A 19,670-nucleotide genomic window follows, 5' to 3' on the forward strand; every position below is an offset into this window, starting at 1 on the left:
CGCCGTCCGCGCGCCCCCGAGGGCCGCTTGTCACCGGACCGGAACGGGCATTACTGTCGCCACGCCTTGGTGACGGGAAATCGGTGCGATACCGGTGCGGCCCTCGCCACTGTGATCGGGAAGTCCGGCTCCGGCCCTCACGGGCAGCCACTGGGTTCTTCGGGACCCGGGAAGGCGGAGCACGGGCGGTGGTACCCGTCAGCCAGGAGACCGGCCAGGGCGCGTCAACCATCCACGAGGTGCTGGAGAGGGTCTGCTGAGCCATGCATATCGCCGAGGGTTTTCTGCCTCCGGCGCACGCGGTCGCCTGGGGCGTCGCGTCGGCGCCGTTCGTCGTCCACGGAGCCCGGTCGCTCATCCGTGAAGTGAGGGAACATCCCGAGAGCACCCTGCTGCTCGGCGCTTCGGGAGCGTTCACCTTCGTCCTGTCCGCGCTGAAACTGCCGTCGGTGACGGGCAGTTGCTCCCATCCCACCGGCACGGGACTGGGCGCCATCCTGTTCCGGCCGCCGGTCATGGCGGTGCTGGGCACCATCACCCTGCTGTTCCAGGCGCTGCTGCTCGCCCACGGCGGGCTGACCACCCTCGGCGCCAACGTGTTCTCGATGGCGATCGTCGGCCCGTGGGCCGGGTACGGCGTCTACCGGCTGCTGCGCCGCTGCGACGTGCCGCTGATGGCCGCCGTGTTCTGCGGCGCGTTCGTCGCCGACCTGTCGACGTACTGCGTGACCAGCGTGCAGCTGGCGCTCGCCTTCCCCGACCCGGGCAGCGGATTCCTCGGCGCCCTGGGCAAGTTCGGGGGAATCTTCGCGGTGACGCAGATCCCGCTCGCGGTGAGCGAGGGGCTGCTGACCGTGCTGGTGATGCGGATGCTGGTGCGGTCGAGCAGGGGCGAACTGACGCGGCTCGGCGTGCTCGTCACGTCGGTGGCCGGGCGGAAGCCGGCGGAGTCGGCCGGGGCGGTGGCCCGATGAGCCGTGACGCGAGGATCAACACACTGCTGCTGGCGCTGGTGGCCGCGCTGGCCGTGCTCCCGCTGGTGCTCGGGCTCGGCGACCACAAGGAGGAGCCGTTCACTGGCGCGGACGGCGAGGCGGAGACGGCGATCACCGAGATCGCACCGGAGTACGAGCCGTGGTTCTCACCGCTGTACGAACCGCCGTCCGGCGAGGTCGAGTCGGGGCTGTTCGCCCTCCAGGCGGCGATCGGCGCGGGCGTCCTCTCCTACTACTTCGGGCTGCGGCGCGGGCGGCGGCAGGGCGATGCGCGGTCGTCGGGGCCTTCCCGGGCCGGGGCGGGCACGGATACCGGCGAAGGTGACGAGGCGGGTCCGGGTACCGGCGAAGGTGACGGGGCGGGCCCGGGTACCGGCGAAGGTGACGGGGCGGGCCCGGTCGACGGCACCGGTGCCGGGGTGGACACGAGTACCGGAACCGGCGACGGCGCCGCCGCCGGACGACCGGTCTGATCGCCGGGTGCTGCCGATCGACGCGGCGGCGCACAGCAGTCGCTGGCGCCGCCGTCACCCCGTGGACAAGGCCGTGCTGGGACTGGGGCTCACCGTGCTCGCGATCTCGCTGCCGCCCCGGCCGGGCGCGGCCCTGGTGCTGGTGACCGCGCTCGTGGTGCTGCTCGGCCCGGCGGGTGTGCCCGCCCGGCGGCTGTGGCGGGCGTACCGGGTGCCGCTGGGCTTCTGTGTCACCGGGGCACTGCCGCTGCTGGTGCGGGTGGGCGGGCCGGGCGGCTTCGTGTCCCCGGCACCGGACGGGCCGCTGCACGCCGGGGAGTTGCTGCTCCGTACCTCGGCAGCCTCCCTCGGCGTGCTGCTGTTCGCGTTCACCACGCCCCTGTCGGATCTGCTGCCGCGGCTGGTGCGCGCCGGGGTGCCCGCGCCGCTCGTGGACGTGGCGCTGGTGACGTACCGGATGAGCTTTCTGCTGCTGGACTCGGTGCGCCGGGTCGGGGAGGCACAGGCGGCCCGGTTGGGGCACACCACCCGGGCTGCGACGTGGCGTTCGCTGGGCGGGCTCGGCGCGACCGCGTTCGTCCGGTCCTTCGACCGGGCGGCGCGGCTGCAGACGGGGCTCGCCGGGCGGGGTTACGACGGCACCCTGCGCGTGCTGGTGCCCGAGGCCCGGGTCTCCGTCCGGTTCACGGCACTCAGCGTGGCGCTCCTGGGGGCGCTGGCCGCCCTGTCCCTCGTACTGGAAAGGCTGTTGTGGTGAGCGAGTCCGTGCTGGTGGCTCTGCGGGACGCGTCCTTCGCGTACGAGGACGGCCCGCCCGTGCTCACCGGGCTGGACTTCGGGGTGCGCGAGGGGCGCGCGCTGGCCCTGCTGGGACGCAACGGCAGCGGCAAGACGACGCTGATGCGGCTGCTGAGCGGAGGACTGCGGCCGGCCGGTGGTGCGTTGCTGCTGGGGGACGTCCCCGTGCGCTACGACCGGAAGGGGCTGACCCGGTTGCGGACCGCGGTGCAGTTGGTGGTGCAGGACCCGGACGACCAGTTGTTCGCCGCGTCGGTCGGGCAGGACGTGTCGTTCGGGCCGCTGAACCTCGGTCTGCCCGATACGGAGGTGCGCGCCCGGGTGGCCGGGGCGCTGGCCGCGCTGGACATCACGGCGCTCGCCGACCGGCCCACGCATCTGCTCTCCTACGGGCAGCGCAAGCGGACGGCGATCGCGGGCGCCGTCGCCATGCGGCCCCGTGTCCTGATCCTGGACGAGCCGACGGCCGGCCTCGATCCGGAGGGTCAGGAGCGTCTGCTCACCGCCCTCGACGGACTGCGCGCGGGCGGCACCACGGTGGTGATGGCCACCCACGACGTGGACCTCGCGCTGCGCTGGGCCGACGACGCGGCCCTGCTGACCCCGGCTGGGGTGAGCACCGGCCACGTCGCCGAACTGCTGGCCCGCGACGATCTTCTGCGAGCCGCGGGTCTGCGGCTGCCCTGGGGAGTGGCGGCCGGGCAACTCCTGCGGGGGCGAGGGCTGTTGGCCGATGCGGCCACCGGGCCCCGCACCCCCGAGGAGCTGGCGGCCATGGCCGCCCCTCCGGAACTCCGACCGTGAGGTTACGCCGCCGAGCGGAAGGCGGGCAGGTATCCGCCCGACTGTCCCGCGGCCTTCGGGTGGTAGGAGTTGGTGATCGGGAGCGTCACACTGTGCAGCCACGCGGAGCCCGAGCAGATCTCGTGTCCGGTGAACTCGTCCACCACGCTGGAGTAGGTGAACCCGGCGTCGGCCGCACGCTTCGCGATGACCCCGTTCAGCACGTCGGCGGCGTTGTTGATCGCGCCGCGCTCGGTCTCGGTGAGGCCGACGATGCAGCTGCCCGACAGCTTGTAGAAGCGCGGGTAGCCGAGGACCACGACGCGCGCCTGCGGGGAGCGGGAGCGGATGGCGGAGTACAGCGAGTCGAGCTTACCGGGGAGGGAGTTCTGCATCTGTGAGACCGCCGTGTTGACCCGGGAGACACAGGTCGCCTGGCTCTGCAGCACGCAGGTCTGCATGACGTCCGCGAAGCCGACGTCGTTGCCCCCGGCCGTGACGCTGACGAGGGTGGTCGAGGAGGACAGCGCGCCCAGCTGGCTGCCGGCCACGCTCGTCGTCGTGGCGCCCGAGCAGGCGACGAACTTGTACGACGACGGGGCGTTGGCGTTCTTCCACAGCTCGGGGTAGGCCTTGGTGCTGCGCTTGCAGTCACCGCTTTCGGACGTATAGCTCCCGGCGCCCACTCCGGAGGAGTAGGAGTCGCCGAGAGCAACGTAGTTGTGTCCGGCGGCCATGGCGGGCTGCGCCAGACCGAGTACGGTCGCGGCACCCAGGATCAGGGTGACGAGAGTTGCTCCGAGAGAACGCGTTGACACGTGTCTCCGCCCTTCAGGCATGAAACTCACGGGGGTAGTTGAGGAAGCAAGAAGGGTTGTAGCAGTCCGCGATACCGATCGGTAACTCCCCTGCAAAAAGTCTTCCGGAATGACCCGAATACTGAGGTGAGCAAACCTGCTCCGCGCGTAGATAAACCCCTGACCCCCCGTCCGGAAGGCCAATCTCCGGCGTACTTGGCTCCTGCGCGGAGGATCCGTGGTCCCCGTCGGCGCGGGCCGCGTGCCGAGCCGCCTCAGTCGCCGTCTCCGGACCCGGTGCCCCGGGGTCGCGACGGGCCGGCCAGGAGGCGCCGGGGATCGGCGGCGCGGGTGATGGCCGACTCGACGGCGGCGATGCGGTCACCGAGGAGGGCGAGCGCGGCCACCGCGCGGGCCAGCGCGTCCTCGCCGGAGCCGCCCAGGGTGACGGTGCGGACGTGAGCCGCCTTCAACTCGGCCCAGCGCGCCGTCTGTTCGGCGGTGAGGGTGCCGCGCAGTTCAGCGAGCTTGAGCAGGCTCGCCTCGGCGCCGGTGGTGAGGGTCTGGGCCTCGGCCGTGTAGTGGTCGTCGATGACGGCCGTCAGTTCGGTGTCGTCCATGACGGGCTGGATCCGCTGGGCGATCTTGTTCATGTTGCGGTAGGAGCCCTGGAGCCGGAACGGCGGCTCGGTGCGGGCCTCGTCGGACTGGGCGGCGGAGGCGATGTAGGCGGCGTTGACGGCGAGGACCGTACGGCGGGCGGTGAGCAGATGCCGCAGCACGGCCAGCACGCGGTCGAGTTCGGTGGGCGCGTACGGGTGGATGAGGCGGTCGGGGCGGGCCGTGGGGTCGTTCCCGGCGAGCCGGAGCAGCAGGTCCAGGTCGGCGCGGTCGCGTCCGGCGAGCGGGGCGAGGACCGGGTTGGCGGTGAGGGCGTTCTCCACGAAACTGAGCGCGAAGACGTCCTCCTTGCCGGTCAGGACGTCGCCGAGGTTCCACACGTCGGCACGGTTGGCCAGCATGTCCGGGACCCGGAAGACCTCGCCGGACTCGGTGTAGGGGTTGCCGGACATGCAGACGGCGAACCGCTTGCCGCGCAGGTCGTAGGTGCGCGGCTCGCCGTCCCACACGCCCTCCATCCGGCGCGTGGCGTCGCACAGCGGGATGAACTTCTGCAGCAGTTCGGGCGAGGTGTGCTGGATGTCGTCGAGGTAGAGGAGGGTGTTGCTGCCGGCGGCCAGCGCGAAGTTGATCTTCTCGACCTCCTGGCGGGCGGTGGCGTTCGGCGCCTCGGCCGGGTCCAGGGAGGTGACCGCGTGACCGAGCGCCGGGCCGCTGATCCGGACCAGGACCAGGCCGAGGCGGTGCGCGACGTACTCCATGAGGGTCGTCTTGCCGTAGCCGGGCGGGGAGACGAGCAGCAGCAGTCCGCCGGTGCCGGTGCGGGCGGACTCGCCCGTGGTGCCGAGCTGCTTGGCGAGGCTGTCGCCGACCAGCGGCAGGTAGACCTCGTCGACCAGCCGGTTGCGGACGAACGACGCCATCACACGCGGCCGGTGGTCGTCCAGGCGCAGACGGGTGCGCTCGGCGGTCACCAGGGCGGTGCGGCGGCGCTGGAAGGCGCGGAAGGCCGGTACGTCGTGGTCCCTGAACTCCTGGGTGCGGGAGAGGAATTCGTCGAGGCGGAGGGTGAGGCGGCGGTCGGTGATCCTGGGGTGGGTGGCGATCAGCCCCTCCACCGTGACGGTCAGGGCCGCGTCGGACTCGTGACGGGGCAGGTCCGGGCAGAGCTCGGCGGCCACGGCCTCCGCGAGGTCGCCGCGGGCCACCCGGTCCCCGGTGGCGGCGGTGTACGCGGTCAGCCAGGCCTCGACCAGCTGGCGGCGGGCGGTGAGGTCGCCGAGGGCGGGCAGGTCCGCGTCGTAGGCGTCGGTGGCGACCGTGCGGCGGAACTTGTCGAGCAGGGTGCGGGCGGTGGTGCTGATGACGAAACCGTCGGGTCCTGTGGTCAGTTCGTCGAAGAGGTACGCGGCGCAGGCCTCGGGTCGGACGCCGGAGTCGACGCCCCAGTCCGCCACGGCGCGGGCGAGTTCGGCGCGCAGCGCGTCCAGCGCGGGCGGCGGGCCGAAGGCGTCACGGACCCGGGCCAGGGAGCGGGCGCGGCGGGTGAGGTCCTCGCGCTCCCGGTCCGTGGTGCCGTGCGCCCAGTACAGCAGGGCGTGCGCGCGGGCGGCCGACGCGTGGCGCAGGGGTCCGGCCGCCTCGTACAGGGGCAGTACGGCGGTAAGGACGGCGGTGGCGTCGTGGTCGTGGACGCCCCGCTCGTAGCCCTCGTCGTACGCCTCCTCGGCGGCCCCCCGGACCACGGCGGCGAGGTCGTCGGCGCCGGTCAGGGCGTCGGGGCCGTGCTCGTGCAGCAGGCGGGCGGCGAGGTGTTCGGCGCGGTACACCTCCGGCGACTCCGACGGCAGGTGCCGGTCCCACAGCGGACGGTCGGCGAGGAGCGCGGGGTCGGTGACGGGGGCGCGGTAGTCGGTCCCGGTGAGGGCGACGGCGAGGCCGTCGCCGTGCGGGACGACGGTGAGTTCGAAGGGCTGGGTGGAGACGGCGAAGCGGTGTCCGCCGAGGCGGATGACGCGTCCGCCGTCCGCGTAGAGGTCGGTGCGGTCACGCAGGGCGCGGACGGCCTCCTCGCGGGCGGAGCGCAGCCGTCCGTCGAGTTCTTCCGCCCGTACGCGGTCGCCCAGTTCGCGCAGTTCACCTGCGGTGCGGCGGATCTTGGCGACGAGCGGGTCGGAGGCGAACCAGGTGCTCACCGCGTCGGTGTCGGCGAGTGCGGCGGACCGCCGGGTGATCGTCGTCAGGACCCGCTCGGCGGCGGAGGCGAGCTGTTCCGCGCGGCGGGCCCGGGCGTCGGTGAGGCTCTGCTTGCGGGCGGAGAACGCCTCGTAGACCTCGGTGCGCCGGGCGGCGAGTTCGCCGAGGACGTCGTCGAACTCCGCGAAGCGGGATTCCAGGGCCTCCAGCTGGGTCAGGACCCGGGTCAGCTGGTCGTCGCAGGTCTCGGGGTCACCGGCCGCGGCGAGGGCGCCGGTGACCGTCTGGCCGAGCAGGGCGAGTTCGGCGGCGAACCCGGCGCGCGCCTCCCGGTCGAGCAGGCCGCGGCGGCGGGTGTCGAGGGTGGCGCGGGCCCGGTTGACACCGCCCAGGGCCTCGGCGACCCGTTCCAGGACGGCCGTGCGGACGGTGGCGTCGGTGATGTCGAGCCCGGCGACCACCTCGGTCACCGTGCGCAGCCCGCCGGCGAGTTCGTCGAGGCGAGCGGCGATCGGGGCGGCCCCGGCGGTGGTGGTGATCGACTCGATCTCGGCGTGCAGCCGTTCGAGGTCCGTGTGGTGGGTGGCGAAGGCGTCCTCGCGGGCGAGGAAGGCGATGGCCCGCTGCCCGAAGGAGGCGAGGTCCTCCCCGGCCTCGCCGGCGAGGGCGTCGATGCGGGCGTGATCCGCGTACCGCATGTCCTTGAGAGTCAGCAGATGGCCCTGGGCGTGGCGGAGTTCGGTGAGTCCGGTGACCCAGGCGGCGGCCTCGCGGGGCTGCTCACCGCGCAGCCGGCGCACCACCGCGGCGATCCGGTCCGCCGCCTCGTCGAGTGCTTCCGCGGCCCGCCGGGTGAGGTCGCGTACGGTCTCGAACTCGGCCAGCACCTGCTCGGCGGTGGCCCGCACCTCCTCCAGCGGGGTGCGCAGGTCACCCAGTTCGCTGTCGCCGAGCCAGTGGTGGGTGTCCAGGGCGCGGACGCAGGCGGCCGCCAGGGTCGTGTAGATCTCGGCCGTCGGGGTGGTCTCGGCGGCGGAGCGGGCCAGCGACAGGCAGTCGGAGATGCCGCGGACCAGGTCGGCGTTGCCGACCCGGGCCAGCGGTCCCTCGCCGGCGGGCTGTGCGGCGGCGAAGGTGTCGGAGACGTAGGGCGAGTCCCAGAGCTGGACGGGGTGGACGCGGGCTGGTTCGTCCCCCTCGGGGCGCAGCAGGACGAGGTGCCCGTCGTCGAACAGGGCCCAGCCGTGGCAGGCCATCGGGGTGGCGACGGCCTCGCGGATCTGGTTGTACGACAGCAGCAGACCGCGTCCTCGCACCGGGGCATGGAAGGCGTACAGCACGTCCTCGCCGTACGGCGAGCGCACCTCGCGCTCGAACTCCATTGCCTCGGTGTCGAGTTCGTACGTCTTGTGCGGGCCGGCGGCGAGGCAGTAGCCGCCGGGGAACACGATGCCCTGGTCCTCGGGCAGCCGGCGGCAGCCCTGTCCGATGCCGTCGAGGCGGACGAGGGTGCGGGTGAGGGTGTTGAAGACCAGATAGCGGTGGGCGGTCTCCTTGTAGGGGAGGATCCGCAGCAGGATCAGGGGGCCGACGCGGGCGTGGGCGATCTCGGCGTCGGCGAGGGACTGCAGGGGCTCGTCGACCGGCTCGGAGTGGATGCCGTGGGGGGTGTCGGTGTCGTTGTCGGTCTTGACGGTGAGGGTGCCGCCGAGGGTGTCGACGAAGATCTCGCCCTGGACGGAGACATGGGGGTGACGGCCGAGGACGTGGTGCTCGCGGGTGGTGGGCAGCCAGTCGACGTCGACGGGCGGGGTGAGCGCGTGGTCGCGGTCGCCGCGTGCGTCGAGGAACCTGGCACGGCCGTCCTCGGAGACCGACCAGCGCAGCACGCGGATGTCGCCGGCCTTCTCACCGGTCTGGAAGACGGCGAGCAGCTTGCCGTCGACGCGGCGCAGCCGCAGCAGGCGGGCCTGGCGGTAGTAGCGGTGCAGGGCGTCGAACTCACGGACGAACTGGGGGTCGTCGAGGAGTCCGGGCACGGCGTCGTCGGGCAGGCGGTTCAGCTCGCGGTCGTGCGGGGCGAGGACGTCGCCGACCGAGGTCTCCCGGTCGGGCCGGGGACGGGCCTCGTAGCCGAAGAGGAGCACGTCACCGACGGCGACGATGTCACGGGGCACGCTGCCCCGGTCGGTGCGCAGCCGCTCGGCCGCGGTGAGGCGCAGGGCGGGGGCGCCGAACTCCTCCGCCCTCCGGTGGTTCAGCGCCTCGGCCCGGCGGGCGAGCTCGGCGGCGCGGCCGCTGAGGCGGTCCCGCAGTACCTGATAGGCGCCGCCGTCGACCGTCGCGGGGGTCGCGGCGGAGTCCGTCGCGGGAGCCCCGGCGGGATCCGTCGCGGGGCCGGCCGCGCCGGGGGTGTGGTGACGGACGGCGGACTCGTGGGTGCTGCTGGTCATGACTGCCTCTCGGGATGGGACCGGCCGGGAGCCGCCGTCCCCTGTGCGGCGGCTCCCGGCCGGATGGTGGTCAGGCCCTGGCGTGGCCGTTCAGCTCGGCCAGCGGTGTGTCCGAAAGGCCCAACTCACCCGCTTTGTCGATCAGTTCCTTGAACCGACCGGTGTTCTCGCCGCCCTGCCGCATCAGTCGCATCAGCAGGGCCGAGACCGTGAGGTTCTGCACGTCGGAGGTGGAGACGGAGCCCAGGACACGGCTCAGGTCGTCGGTGAAGCTCGCGGAGCCGTCCAGCCACGGGCCGGCGAGTGCCTGCGCGGTCTCGGAGTTCCGGACGAAGCCGTCCACGCTCTTGCCGAGCGAGATCGAGGACATCAGCCGGTCGAAGAACACCGACTCCCCGCCGACGATGCTGATGTCCGCGCTCTCCAGTCCGGTGGCGAGGACGGTGGCCTGCGCCTCGGCGACCTGCCGCTGCACCTCGAGGCCGGCGAGCCGGACGTCCTTCTCGGCCTCCAGCCGCAGCCGGTACTCCTCGTGGCCGCGGGACGCCTCGTCGAGGGCGGCCATCGCCGCCGCCTTCTCGGTGAGACCGGCCGCCTCCGCGCGGAGCCTGCCGCTGATGGCCTCCGCGTCGGCGAGGGCCTGCGCCCGCGCCCCCTCGGCGTCGGCGAGCGCCTTGGCCTTCACTCCCTCGGCCTCCGCGCGCATCCGTGCCTCGGTGGCCCCGGCCTCGGCGCGGCCCGCCTTCTCGATGACCTCGGCCTCCTTGTCGCGGACCTGTACGGCGGCCAGCCCTTCGGCCGCGGCCTCCGCCTGAACTCCTTCGGCGGTCCGCAGCCTGGCCCGTGCGTTCAGGTCGGCGGTCTTCAACCGGGCCTCGGCTAGGGTGAGTTCCTCGGCGGCACGGTGGGTGGCGGCCTGCTCGGCGGCCTCCGCGGCCTTGATGTCCTTGACCAGCTTCTCCTGCGCCTCGGCCTCCGCGGCGATGATCACGGACTGCCGCTGCCGCTCGGCCTCCTCGACGGCGCGGAGCTTCTTGATGGACTCCTCCTGCTCGGCGACCGTACGGTCCACCGCCACCCGCTCGCGGATGACCTCGGCGATCTCCCGCTTCTCCGCCTCGACCTCCTTGTCGGCGGCGATCCGGGTCAGTTCGGTCTCCCGCTCCCGCGCGATGACCTCCAGCAGCCGGTCCTTCTCGATGCGCTCGCTCTCGACGGCGATGACCCGCTCGCGGTTCTTGGCCGCGACGGCCACCTCACGAGCCTGGTTCTCGCGCTGCACGCCGAGCTGCTCCTCGGTGCGCAGGAAGGCGCTCTGCGCGCGCAGCCGCTCCTCCTCCATCACCCGCGCGGTCTCCGCCTCCTCGCGGGCCCGTACGGTCTCGATCTCCCGCCTCTGCTTGATCTCGGCGTCGGCCTGCCGACGCTCCAGCTCCAGAATCGCCTCGCGCGCGTCGACGTCCTGCCGGGTGATCTCCTTCTCCTCGTTGCGCTGGGCCTCGTTGGTGCGGACGTGTTCCACGGCCGTCAGCTCGGTGATCTTGCGGATGCCCTGCGCGTCGAGGACGTTGCCGGGGTCGAGCTGGCTCAGCGGCGTCTGCTCCAGGTAGTCGATCGCCGCGTCCTCGAGGTGGTAGCCGTTGAGGTCGACACCGATGACCTCGATGATCCGGTACCGAAGCTCCTCGCGCTTGGTGTAGAGGTCGGTGAAGTCCATCTGTTTGCCGACGGTCTTCAGCGCCTCGGAGAACTTGGCGTGGAAGAGCTCCTGAAGGGTGTTCCGGTCGCTGGCCCGCGCGGTGCCGACCGCCTGGGCGACCTTGATGACGTCGTCGGTCGTCTTGTTGACCTTGACGAAGAACGTGATGCGGATGTCCGCGCGGATGTTGTCCCGGCAGATCAGACCTTCCTTGCCGGCCCGGGTGATCTCGATGGTCTTCACCGAGATGTCCATCATCTCGGCCTTGTGCAGCACCGGCAGCACGACCGATCCGGTGAACGTCACATCGACCTTGCGAAGCTTGGAGACGATCAGCGCCTTGCCCTGTTCCACCTTGCGGAACAGCTTGGTGACCAGCAGCAGACCGATGAGTACGAACAACAGGGCGACGCCGGCGAGTACGGCGATGCCCACCGTGGAGGCATCCATGGGGTACGTCCTTCTGGGCTGAAAAGATGGCAGAAGTCAGGTGAAATGACGCCTCGTTGGCGAGGCGGGTGAATGTCCGGTGATGAGGGAGACGAGTCAGGCGGCGGCGCGGTTCTGCGACCGGCACGGACGGATGCCGTCCACCGTCCGGCGCGCCGCGGGCGCACTGTCCCGGTCCGCACCGCGCTCACGCGGGGACCGGGACGGCCCGGGTTCCTCCGGTTCGTCCGGTTCGTTCGGGGCGAGACGGAGCAGCGGCCGTACGAGCCGGGGTGCGGGCAGACCCGCGGCGGGCTTCACGAACCTGCGCATCGGAGCCCCCTCCCCTTCACCACTCGACGTCGTCGGGCAGCACGGCTCCCCTCGGGTTCCGGTGCGGGACACCTGCCGGTGCCCGGCACCGGAACCTTCCGCGGTGCTCCCCGCGGCCATGGTGCACCGCGAGGTCCGGACCGCGCATTGCCGGATTCCGGCAAGGTTCACTAGGCTCTGCATGCCGGTGCGTCCACACGAACGCATCAGGGATGCGTCAGGAGTTGGGGGGACCGCGTGACACAAAGGGAGATTCCCGAGCAGTATCTGGACGGCTATGCCCGCATTCTGTCCGAGGTGGCGGCGACGGGCAGACGCCTCACCCGGGACGAGATCGCCTCACGGCGCGATCTGGGGGAGCGCGCGGCGGAGGCGGGCTTCGGTCTGCGGTTCCTCGTCAGCGCGCACCTGTCCGCCGCCCGCGGGGCGTGGCCGCGCGGCGCGGACTCGGCGGAGGGAGCGCTCACGGCCGTACAGCAGGTCGTGGACGCTTTCGCCGAGGGCTATGAACGCGCGCAGCGGCTGGCGGTCCGTCAGGAGGAGGCCGCGCGACGGGAGTTCATCGACGACCTGCTCTACGGTCGCAGCGATCTGGGCCGGCTCGCCGAACGCGCCGAGCGCTTCGGTCTGCGGCTGTCCCACGAACACGCGGTGGCCGTAGCCCGGGGCGCGGTCCCTTACGACGAGGGCGACCCCGTGCCGCGGCAGGTGGAGCACGCGCTCCTGTCCCGCTTCGGTGACCGCAGCGTCCTGCTCACCACCAAGGACGGGCGGCTGCTGTGCATCGCGCCCGGGCACCAGGGCGAGGTGCTCACCCACTTCGCCAAGCAGGCACACGCCGCCACCGACGGCGGCCAGGTCGCCATCGGCCGCCCGCAGTCCGGGCCCGGCGGCGTCGTCCAGTCGTACGAGGAAGCCCTGAGCTCCCTGGAGATCGCCGAGCGGCTGGGGCTGGACGATCCGGTGCTGCGCGCCTCCGATCTGCTCGTCTACCCGGTGCTGGCCCGCGACCGCCAGGCCATGGCCGACCTGGTCCACAACACCCTCGGCCCGCTGACCACCGCCCGCGGCGGCGCCGGGCCTCTGCTCGACACGCTCACCGCGTACTTCGACTCCGGCTGTGTCGCCGCGGAGGCGGCCCGGCGGCTCTCACTGAGCGTGCGCGCGCTGACCTACCGGCTGGAGCGCATCCACCGGCTCACCGGCGCCAACCCCTCCGATCCGGCACACCGTTACATGCTGCAGACGGCCGTGATCGGGGCACGCCTGCTGGACTGGCCGGCCGACGGACTGCCATGAGCCACCGGCCGGCACCCGGCGGGCGGCACGCCCCGCCCGCCGCCCCCCTTCCTGACGGGCGCCGGAATCCGCGGGCGAGGCCGGCTGCTCCGACGATCCGGGGTCAACGTGCCGCAGCAGCGCGCCTCGTGGACTGCCGTCCCCTGCCGAGGCCGTCATGGGCCTCGAAGCGGAACGCGTCACGCTTGATCCCGTACACCACGACGCGGGGCAGGACCGGACGCCGCTCCACCGCGCGGCGGACACGCCGCCACGCGGTCCCGCCCGACAACCGTGCGCCGTCGTCCGGCTCACGGTCGGGCCCCGCCCGCCCCTTCCGCCGTCAGGATCTCCCGACGCAGGGCATCGGGCCCCATCGCCACCAGGCCGGGAACCGTGTCGTTCCACTCCGCGGCGAGTTCGTCGAGGGTGGTGGCCAGGGACCGTTGCAGATGCCCCCTGAAGAGGTGGAGGGCGACGGCCGCCACCGGGCGGAGCAGGCGCCTGCCCCGGAGGCCCACGGTGACCGTGACGGCCCAGTGGCCGTCGAGGCCGCCGGGTTCCGGGACCGCCCGCAGGTCCGCCCGGGCGGCGCCGCACTCCAGGCGCGCCCGCAGCGGTGCCGTACGCCCCGTCCGGCCGGTGTCGGCCGCCGCCCACCAGTCGTCGCACCGCAGCCGTGCCCCACCGCTCACCCGGGACAGCGCGGACCACACGTTCTCCACGCGGGCACGCCCGTCGATCTCGAGGAGGCGCGGGCGGTTCGGACGGTGCAGTGAGCACCGGAGCGCGAAGGCGCCCTCCGGCGCGGACACGGCGAGCGCGAGCCGCAGCGCCCTCCGGCGGTTCCACTCCTCCACCGTGATCCGGCCCGTCTCCCCCGGCTCCCCGCCCCCCGTGCTCTCGTACACCGCTCCGGGCCGGAGATGCCGTCCCTCGGCGTGCCGTACGTCCGGTACCTCCCGCCCGTCGGGCAGCAGCACCCGCCCCGCCTCCGTACGGGTGTCCTCCGCCAGGTCCAGGAGAACGGCGAGGGCGTCGGTGAGCCAGGGACGCGGCACGGGGGTGAGGACCATCGTGTGGCGGAGAGCGACCATGGGGTCAGCGTGACGAACCGGCGGGGCGCCGGTCCATGCCCGGACACGGCAGTGGGGACGCCGGTGTTCTTCCGGTCCCCGGCAGTCCGCGGGGCCGGACGGTCGCCGGTCAGACCTGGACGAGGGTGATGTCCCGGTTATCGACGGCATGGACGACGGGCTCCAGGAGGATGCCGGCGGGGCGCAATTCGACGACCGTGGCCTCGACGTCCGCGGGTCCCGCCTTCAGTACGCCGTCGGGCACGCGACCGGTGTTCTTCCAAGGGTGCTCCTCTCCGTCGCACACCGCGCGGGTGCCCCCGATGCCGTAGCGGATCGTGGGTGCGGACTGGCTCACCGAGGAGCCGATGAAGGCCTCTCCGGTGGTGGCGAGGCACCGGTACGTGCCGGAGAGGGTGACGGAGCCGTCGTCGGCGATGCGTCCCTCCGCGTGCACCGTCACGGCCTCCGTGGGACCGGCCGACGCGGTGGCCGGGGTGACCACCGCCGCGGTGCCGAGCAGCAGAAGCGCGGCACCGGCCGCCGCGCCGAGGTAGGGGCGTACACGCATGGAAGCCTCCGTGAGCGATCGGAACAAGACGTTCCACCAGTACCCGGCCCACGGGCCCGCGGCCACTCGTCGTCACCCTTCGGTGGCCGGACGGTACCGGCCGTCGGGGGACGGCCACCGCCGGCATCCGCCGGTATCGGTGCGGCTCACCATCCGACCAACACCGGGGAGCGAGCGCGAGCGTGGAAGATCGGGAAGATGTGCTGAAGTCGTGAGGCCCGCGCATGGTCGACTACGTCACCGTGGCTCCGCTCAGGACGCAAGCCGCCTGCATACGTCGGCAGCCAGAGCGTCAGCGGCATCGAGCACGGCGGACAGAACGTCCGGGGTCGTGCCGGACATGGCGTACAACCCGTGAGCCCTCGCCGTGAAGTCCGCGGGAGCAGCCGGGAGCAGTCCCGCAGCCTGGACGGCTCCCTTTTCGTTCAACACCCAGCAACCCGCGTGAGCATGCAGGCCCTGCACAAGAAGCCCCACCACCCGGAAGAGGCAACCGGCGACATAGAAGGCATCTCCACGAGCCGCTCCACCTCGACCGACTCACCGGTCAGCTCGGACGCCAGAAGACGCAGAGCAGCGGTGTCCAGCGGCCGCCGATAGTACAGACCGACATCGAAATCGGAGTCGGGCCGGTGTGTTCCCCTCGCTCGGCTGCCGCCCAGACACACGCCGACCACTCCGCCGACGTCGGTCAACCGATCCGCGATCACCATCAAACGATCCACAGGCCGGAGTCTGCAGAACCGGACCACTCACTGCGACCCCATTTCTCGGCACCCACCACCCTCGAGCCCACCCATCCGGGTGAGGTGCGGAGAACGAGGAGCCTGCGGTGCGACGGTGTGGTCGTGTTCGACGACACCGGCGAGCTGTTCCCCGACGGCCGGATGGCCGACCCGCACCGGGTGTCCGCCGATCGCCTCGTGGTCGCCGCCCGGCCCCGGCCGCCGCCGCGTTCACCCTTCGGCGACGAACCACCGCAGCAGGGAGGCCAGCCGCTCCGGCCGGTCCTCGGCGATCAGCGTCCGCGTGTTCCTGATCTCCACCAGCCGGCCGTGCGGGAGCAGTTCGGCCAGGTGGCGGCCGTGGGCGCGGGGCATCATCCGGTCCTCGGTCGCCCAGACGACCAGCGCGGGGCGGTCGAAGCGGCGCAGGCCCTGCGCCGCTTCGAGCAGTTCGGTCCGCCGGACATGGGTCCCGTAGTGCCGGAAGTCCCGCCGGATCGCCGGGTCGGTGCGCAGGGGGCGCAGCCAGCGGTCGACGATCTCGTCCGGCACCGGACGCTTGGTGAGCACGCCGAGGCCGATGGGCAGCCTGCGCAGCGGTTTCAGGCCCAGCGTCCGCACCATGAGCGGGATGCCGCCGGGCACCCCGCAGGCCAGGGTGAGCATCTTGCCGGGCAGTCCGGGCGGATAGTTGTCGAAGGCCTCGCAGGAGATCAGCACCAGCCGCGCCAGCCGCTCGGGGTGCCGGCCGGCGACCGTCTGGGCGCGTCCGCAGTCGCTCTCGACGAGGGTGACGTCCCTCAGGTCGAGGCGGTCGAGGAACTCCGCGACCAACTCGTTGACCAGGTCGGGCGTGGGCGGCCGGGTCATGGGTCTGCGGTGCGATCCGTACGGCAGGGTCGGCGCGATCAGCCGGTGGCCGGTCCGCAGTCCGGCGACGACCTTCCGCCAGACCGAGGAGTCCTGCAGCAGTCCGTGCAGCAGGACGAGGACCGGTCCGTCACCTCCGGTGTCCTCGTACTCGACGGTGCCCGCGCTCAGCTCGATCTCCGGCATGCCGTCAGGCTAGGGGTGTCGTTCGGATCAGGCCGACTTCGGGCAACGGCATCTTTGCGACCCCAGCAGGACCCGGGCAACACCCCCTGGCGCGCCCGGAGGGTCAGGGCAGCAGGGCGAAGCCGTCGAGTTCCACCAGCGCACGTTCGTCCCACAGCCGGACCACTTCCACGACGGCCATCGCCGGGTAGTCCCGGCCGGCCAGCTCCCGCCAGACGCGGCCGATCGCGCGGGCGTGGAGGCGGTAGGCGGCGATGTCGGTGGCGTAGACGGTGACGCGGGCCAGGTCGGCGGGGGTGCCGCCGGCCGCGCGCAGGGCGGTGAGCAGGTTGGTGAGGGCGCGGGTGAACTGTTCGGGCAGGGTGTCACCGACCACCTTGCCGTCGGCGTCGAGGGCGGTCTGGCCGGCCAGGAACACCAGCCGGGAGCCGGTGGCGACGACGGCGTGGGAGAAGCCGGCCGGCGGGGAGAGTGCGGGCGGGTTGACGCGCTCGGCGGTCACCGGTCCTCCAGGTTCTTGTACAACTCCTTGGCGATGATGCCCCGTTGGACTTCGCTCGCCCCCTCGTAGATACGGGGTGCACGAACCTCGCGGTAGAGGTGTTCGAGCAGATGCCCGCGCCGCAGGGCGCGTGCTCCGTGCAGCTGGACGGCCCGGTCGACGACGTACTGCGCCGTCTCGGTGGCCAGCAGTTTCGCCATCGCGGCGCGCCGGGGGACATCGGCGGCGCCCTCGTCGTACGCGGTGGCCGCCGCGTACACCATCAGCCGGGCCGACTCGGTGCGCACAGCCATCTCGGCGACCTGGTGGGCGACGGTCTGCAGGTCCTTCAGCTTGCCACCGAACGCGTCCCGCCGTGCGGTGTGCGCGAGGGTCGCGTCCAGGGCGGCCTGGGCCATGCCGACCGCGAAGGCGCCGACGCTGGGCCGGAACAGGTTGAGGGTGTCCATGGCGACCCGGAAGCCGCCGTCCGGCGTGCCCAGTACGTCGTCGGCGGTCACCGGTACGGCGTCGAAGGCGAGGGCGCCGATGGGGTGGGGGGAGAGCATGTCGAGGCGGCTTCCGGTGAGGCCGGGCCGGTCGGCGGGGACCAGGAAGGCGGTCACGCCCCGGGCTCCGGCACCGGGGGTGGTGCGGGCGAAGACGGTGCAGAAGTCGGCGTCGGGGGCGTTGGAGATCCAGCACTTCTCCCCGGTGAGCCGCCAGCCGGAGGACCCGTCCGGGTGTGCGGTGAGGGACAGTGCCGCCGCGTCCGAGCCGGCGCCCGGCTCGCTCAGCGCGAACGCCGCGACCACGCTGCCGTCACTCACCCGGGGGAGCCAGCGCTCCCGCTGGGCGGGGGTGCCGTGGGCGTGCACCGGGTGGGCGCCGAGGCCCTGGAGGGCCAGGGCGGTCTCCGCCTCCGTGCAGACACGGGCGAGGGACTCGCGCATCAGACACAGGTCGAGCGCGCCGGAGGTGAACAGCCGGGACAGCAGGCCGAGGGTGCCCAGTTCGGCGACCAGGGCGCGGTTGACCCGGCCGGGTTCGCCCTTCTCGGCGAGCGGTCGCAGTCGCCGCGCGGCCAGCCCGCGCAGCTCCGCACACCAGGCGTGTTGTGCCGGTTCGAGCGAGAACGCGGTCATCTCGTGGCCCTTCCCTCGCCGCCAGTCCACATCCCAGGTTATCGCGGACCGTTGACTGCCGTCACCAACGCGATACGCTCCTGGGGCGAGCCCACCACGCCGAGGGGGCGAACCGTCATGCATCCACGGGCCACCGCGCACGTCGACACCTTCGCCCGCGATCATCTCCCGCCACCCGGCCAGTGGCCCGAGCTCCGCTTCGACCTGCCGGAGCTGCGCTACCCCGAACGGCTGAACTGCGCCGCCGAACTGCTGCACGGCCCGCCCGACCACCGCCCGGTGTTCCACGCACCGGGCACAGCGCCCTGGACGTACGGCGAGCTGCGGGCCCGGGTGGACCGGCTCGCGCATCTGCTCACCGGGGACCTCGGGGTCGTACCCGGCAACCGGGTGCTGCTGCGCGGGCCCACCACGCCATGGCTGGCCGCGTGCTGGCTGGCCGTGCTGAAGGCCGGAGCGGTCGCCGTCACCGTCCTGGCCCAGCAGCGCCCGCACGAACTGGCCACCATCTGCGGGATCGCCCGGGTCCGCCACGCCCTGTGCGACATCCGGGCCGTCGACGACCTGGCCAAGGCCGACGTGCCGGGACTGACGATCACCACCTACGGCGGCGACTCCCCCGGCGACCTGACCCACCGCCCCGCACCCGCCGGCCCGTACGAGGCCGTGCCGACCGCCGCCGACGATGTCGCCCTGATCGCCTTCACCTCCGGCACCACCGGACGCCCCAAGGGCTGTATGCACGTCCACCGGGATGTGCTGGCGATCGCGGACACCTTCTCCCGGCACGTTCTCAGGCCGGTCGCGGACGATGTGTTCGCCGGCAGTCCCCCGCTCGGATTCACCTTCGGACTCGGCGGTCTCGTGGTGTTCCCGATGCGCGCCGGCGCGAGCGCGCTGCTGCTCGAACAGGCCCGTCCCCCGCAGCTGTTGGCGGCGATCGCCGAGCACCGCGTGTCCGTGCTGTTCACCGCGCCCACGGCCTACCGCGCGATGCTCGGCGACGCCGCCGCCCACGACATCTCCTCGCTGCGCCGCTGCGTCTCGGCGGGCGAGAACCTGCCCGCCGCCACCTGGCACGCCTGGCACGAGCACACCGGGCTGCGCATCATCAACGGCATCGGCGCCACCGAGCTGCTGCACATCTTCATCTCCGCCGCCGACGAACACATCAAGCCCGGGACGACCGGGGTCCCGGTGCCCGGATGGCAGGCGCGCGTCCAGGACGCGGACGGCGTTCCCGTGCCGGACGGGGAGCCGGGACTGCTCGCGGTACGCGGCCCCGTCGGCTGCCGCTACCTCACCGACCCGCGCCAGCGCGAGTACGTGCGGGGCGGCTGGAACATCACCGGTGACACCTATGTCCGCGACCCCGACGGCTACTTCCGGTATGTGGCGCGCGCCGACGACATGATCATCTCGGCGGGGTACAACATCGCGGGCCCCGAGGTCGAGGACGCCCTGCTGCGCCACCCCGACGTGGTGGAGGCGGCGGTGGTCGGGCGGCCCGACGAGGCGCGCGGCCAGGTCGTGGTGGCGTACACCGTCCTCAGGGAGGGCGCCGCACGCGACGCCGAGGCGCTGCGCGCCTTCGTGAAGTCGGAGCTCGCACCGTACAAGTGCCCGCGCGAGATCGTCCTCCTGGACGCGCTGCCCCGTACGGCCACCGGAAAGCTCCAGCGGTTCCGGCTGCGCGCTCCTGCCGGTACGGGAGATGACCAGGGCTGATGCCGGGGAACAACGTCCAGCGGCACGACCTAA

At 72.7% G+C, this 19,670-nt stretch carries 15 protein-coding genes, 2 pseudogenes and 1 riboswitch; of the genes and pseudogenes, 7 read left to right on the forward strand and 10 right to left on the reverse strand.

Going from position 1 to position 19,670, the window contains the following annotated elements:
• Positions 1 to 50: 50 nt before the first annotated feature.
• Positions 51 to 234, forward strand: a riboswitch (cobalamin riboswitch).
• A 29-nt stretch (positions 235 to 263) separates the two neighbouring features.
• Genes ACIF9R_RS26795 through ACIF9R_RS26810 form a run of 4 tightly spaced genes read left to right on the forward strand, consistent with a single transcriptional unit; the run spans position 264 to position 3,070 of the window.
• Entirely contained in the window at positions 264 to 974 is a 711-nt protein-coding gene (locus ACIF9R_RS26795) for an energy-coupling factor ABC transporter permease (protein ID WP_399984923.1), read from the forward strand.
• Positions 971 to 1,468, forward strand: coding sequence for an energy-coupling factor ABC transporter substrate-binding protein (locus ACIF9R_RS26800; protein WP_399984924.1), 498 nt, complete (start codon positions 971 to 973; stop codon positions 1,466 to 1,468). Before ACIF9R_RS26795 ends, ACIF9R_RS26800 begins: the two co-directional genes overlap by 4 nt.
• Before the next feature lie 7 nt (positions 1,469 to 1,475).
• Complete coding sequence (gene cbiQ, locus ACIF9R_RS26805; RefSeq protein ID WP_399984925.1) at positions 1,476 to 2,225, forward strand: cobalt ECF transporter T component CbiQ; 750 nt, start codon at positions 1,476 to 1,478, stop codon at positions 2,223 to 2,225.
• Entirely contained in the window at positions 2,222 to 3,070 is an 849-nt protein-coding gene (locus ACIF9R_RS26810) for an energy-coupling factor ABC transporter ATP-binding protein (RefSeq protein ID WP_399984926.1), read from the forward strand. Before cbiQ ends, ACIF9R_RS26810 begins: the two co-directional genes overlap by 4 nt.
• A gap of 2 nt (positions 3,071 to 3,072) precedes the next feature.
• Here ACIF9R_RS26810 and ACIF9R_RS26815 read toward each other — a convergent pair whose 3' ends face one another.
• From ACIF9R_RS26815 to ACIF9R_RS26830, 4 genes are all read right to left on the reverse strand, one after another.
• A complete protein-coding gene (locus ACIF9R_RS26815) occupies positions 3,073 to 3,786 on the reverse strand; it encodes an SGNH/GDSL hydrolase family protein (protein ID WP_399984995.1) in 714 nt (237 codons plus the stop codon).
• A 335-nt stretch (positions 3,787 to 4,121) separates the two neighbouring features.
• Positions 4,122 to 9,116 (reverse strand): DNA repair ATPase, encoded by a 4,995-nt coding sequence (locus ACIF9R_RS26820; protein WP_399984927.1) that lies wholly within the window; start codon positions 9,114 to 9,116, stop codon positions 4,122 to 4,124.
• 70 nt (positions 9,117 to 9,186) lie between these two features.
• Entirely contained in the window at positions 9,187 to 11,265 is a 2,079-nt protein-coding gene (locus ACIF9R_RS26825; protein ID WP_399984928.1) for a flotillin family protein, read from the reverse strand.
• Positions 11,266 to 11,361: 96 nt separating this feature from the next.
• Positions 11,362 to 11,577, reverse strand: a complete 216-nt coding sequence (locus tag ACIF9R_RS26830; protein ID WP_399984929.1) for a hypothetical protein — start codon at positions 11,575 to 11,577, stop codon at positions 11,362 to 11,364.
• Positions 11,578 to 11,814: 237 nt separating this feature from the next.
• Between ACIF9R_RS26830 and ACIF9R_RS26835 the strand changes: the two genes are divergently transcribed.
• A complete protein-coding gene (locus ACIF9R_RS26835; RefSeq protein ID WP_399984930.1) occupies positions 11,815 to 12,876 on the forward strand; it encodes a PucR family transcriptional regulator in 1,062 nt (353 codons plus the stop codon).
• A gap of 290 nt (positions 12,877 to 13,166) precedes the next feature.
• Here the strand turns inward: ACIF9R_RS26835 and ACIF9R_RS26840 are convergent, their stop codons facing one another.
• The 3 genes and pseudogenes from ACIF9R_RS26840 to ACIF9R_RS26850 all read right to left on the reverse strand — a co-directional run bounded on the left by ACIF9R_RS26840 (position 13,167) and on the right by ACIF9R_RS26850 (position 15,215).
• Positions 13,167 to 13,952 (reverse strand): hypothetical protein, encoded by a 786-nt coding sequence (locus ACIF9R_RS26840; RefSeq protein WP_399984931.1) that lies wholly within the window; start codon positions 13,950 to 13,952, stop codon positions 13,167 to 13,169.
• Between the two features lie 109 nt (positions 13,953 to 14,061).
• Positions 14,062 to 14,502: a DUF6299 family protein gene (locus ACIF9R_RS26845; RefSeq protein WP_399984932.1), complete on the reverse strand. Its 441-nt coding sequence runs from the start codon at positions 14,500 to 14,502 to the stop codon at positions 14,062 to 14,064.
• A gap of 252 nt (positions 14,503 to 14,754) precedes the next feature.
• A pseudogene (locus ACIF9R_RS26850) lies at positions 14,755 to 15,215 on the reverse strand (nucleotidyltransferase domain-containing protein).
• A 96-nt stretch (positions 15,216 to 15,311) separates the two neighbouring features.
• Between ACIF9R_RS26850 and ACIF9R_RS26855 the strand changes: the two are divergent.
• Positions 15,312 to 15,395, forward strand: a pseudogene (locus ACIF9R_RS26855) (DUF5999 family protein); the annotation flags it as partial.
• Positions 15,396 to 15,458: 63 nt separating this feature from the next.
• Here the strand turns inward: ACIF9R_RS26855 and ACIF9R_RS26860 are convergent.
• The 3 genes from ACIF9R_RS26860 to ACIF9R_RS26870 form a co-directional block, all read right to left on the reverse strand.
• Positions 15,459 to 16,283 carry an alpha/beta fold hydrolase gene (locus tag ACIF9R_RS26860; protein ID WP_399984933.1) on the reverse strand — a complete coding sequence of 275 codons (825 nt, stop codon included), beginning with the start codon at positions 16,281 to 16,283 and terminating at the stop codon, positions 15,459 to 15,461.
• A gap of 103 nt (positions 16,284 to 16,386) precedes the next feature.
• Positions 16,387 to 16,785: a RidA family protein gene (locus tag ACIF9R_RS26865; RefSeq protein WP_399984934.1), complete on the reverse strand. Its 399-nt coding sequence runs from the start codon at positions 16,783 to 16,785 to the stop codon at positions 16,387 to 16,389.
• Complete coding sequence (locus tag ACIF9R_RS26870; protein WP_399984935.1) at positions 16,782 to 17,909, reverse strand: acyl-CoA dehydrogenase family protein; 1,128 nt, start codon at positions 17,907 to 17,909, stop codon at positions 16,782 to 16,784. The genes ACIF9R_RS26865 and ACIF9R_RS26870 overlap by 4 nt, the downstream gene beginning before the upstream one ends.
• 117 nt (positions 17,910 to 18,026) lie before the next feature.
• Here ACIF9R_RS26870 and ACIF9R_RS26875 point away from each other — a divergent pair, with 117 nt between their 5' ends.
• The gene (locus tag ACIF9R_RS26875) at positions 18,027 to 19,637 is read left to right on the forward strand and encodes an AMP-binding protein (RefSeq protein WP_399984936.1); all 1,611 of its coding nucleotides are present in this window, start codon (positions 18,027 to 18,029) and stop codon (positions 19,635 to 19,637) included.
• Positions 19,638 to 19,670 lie beyond the last annotated feature (33 nt).

This window comes from Streptomyces sp. NPDC086080 (assembly GCF_044540255.1).
Classification (GTDB): Bacteria; Actinomycetota; Actinomycetes; order Streptomycetales; family Streptomycetaceae; genus Streptomyces.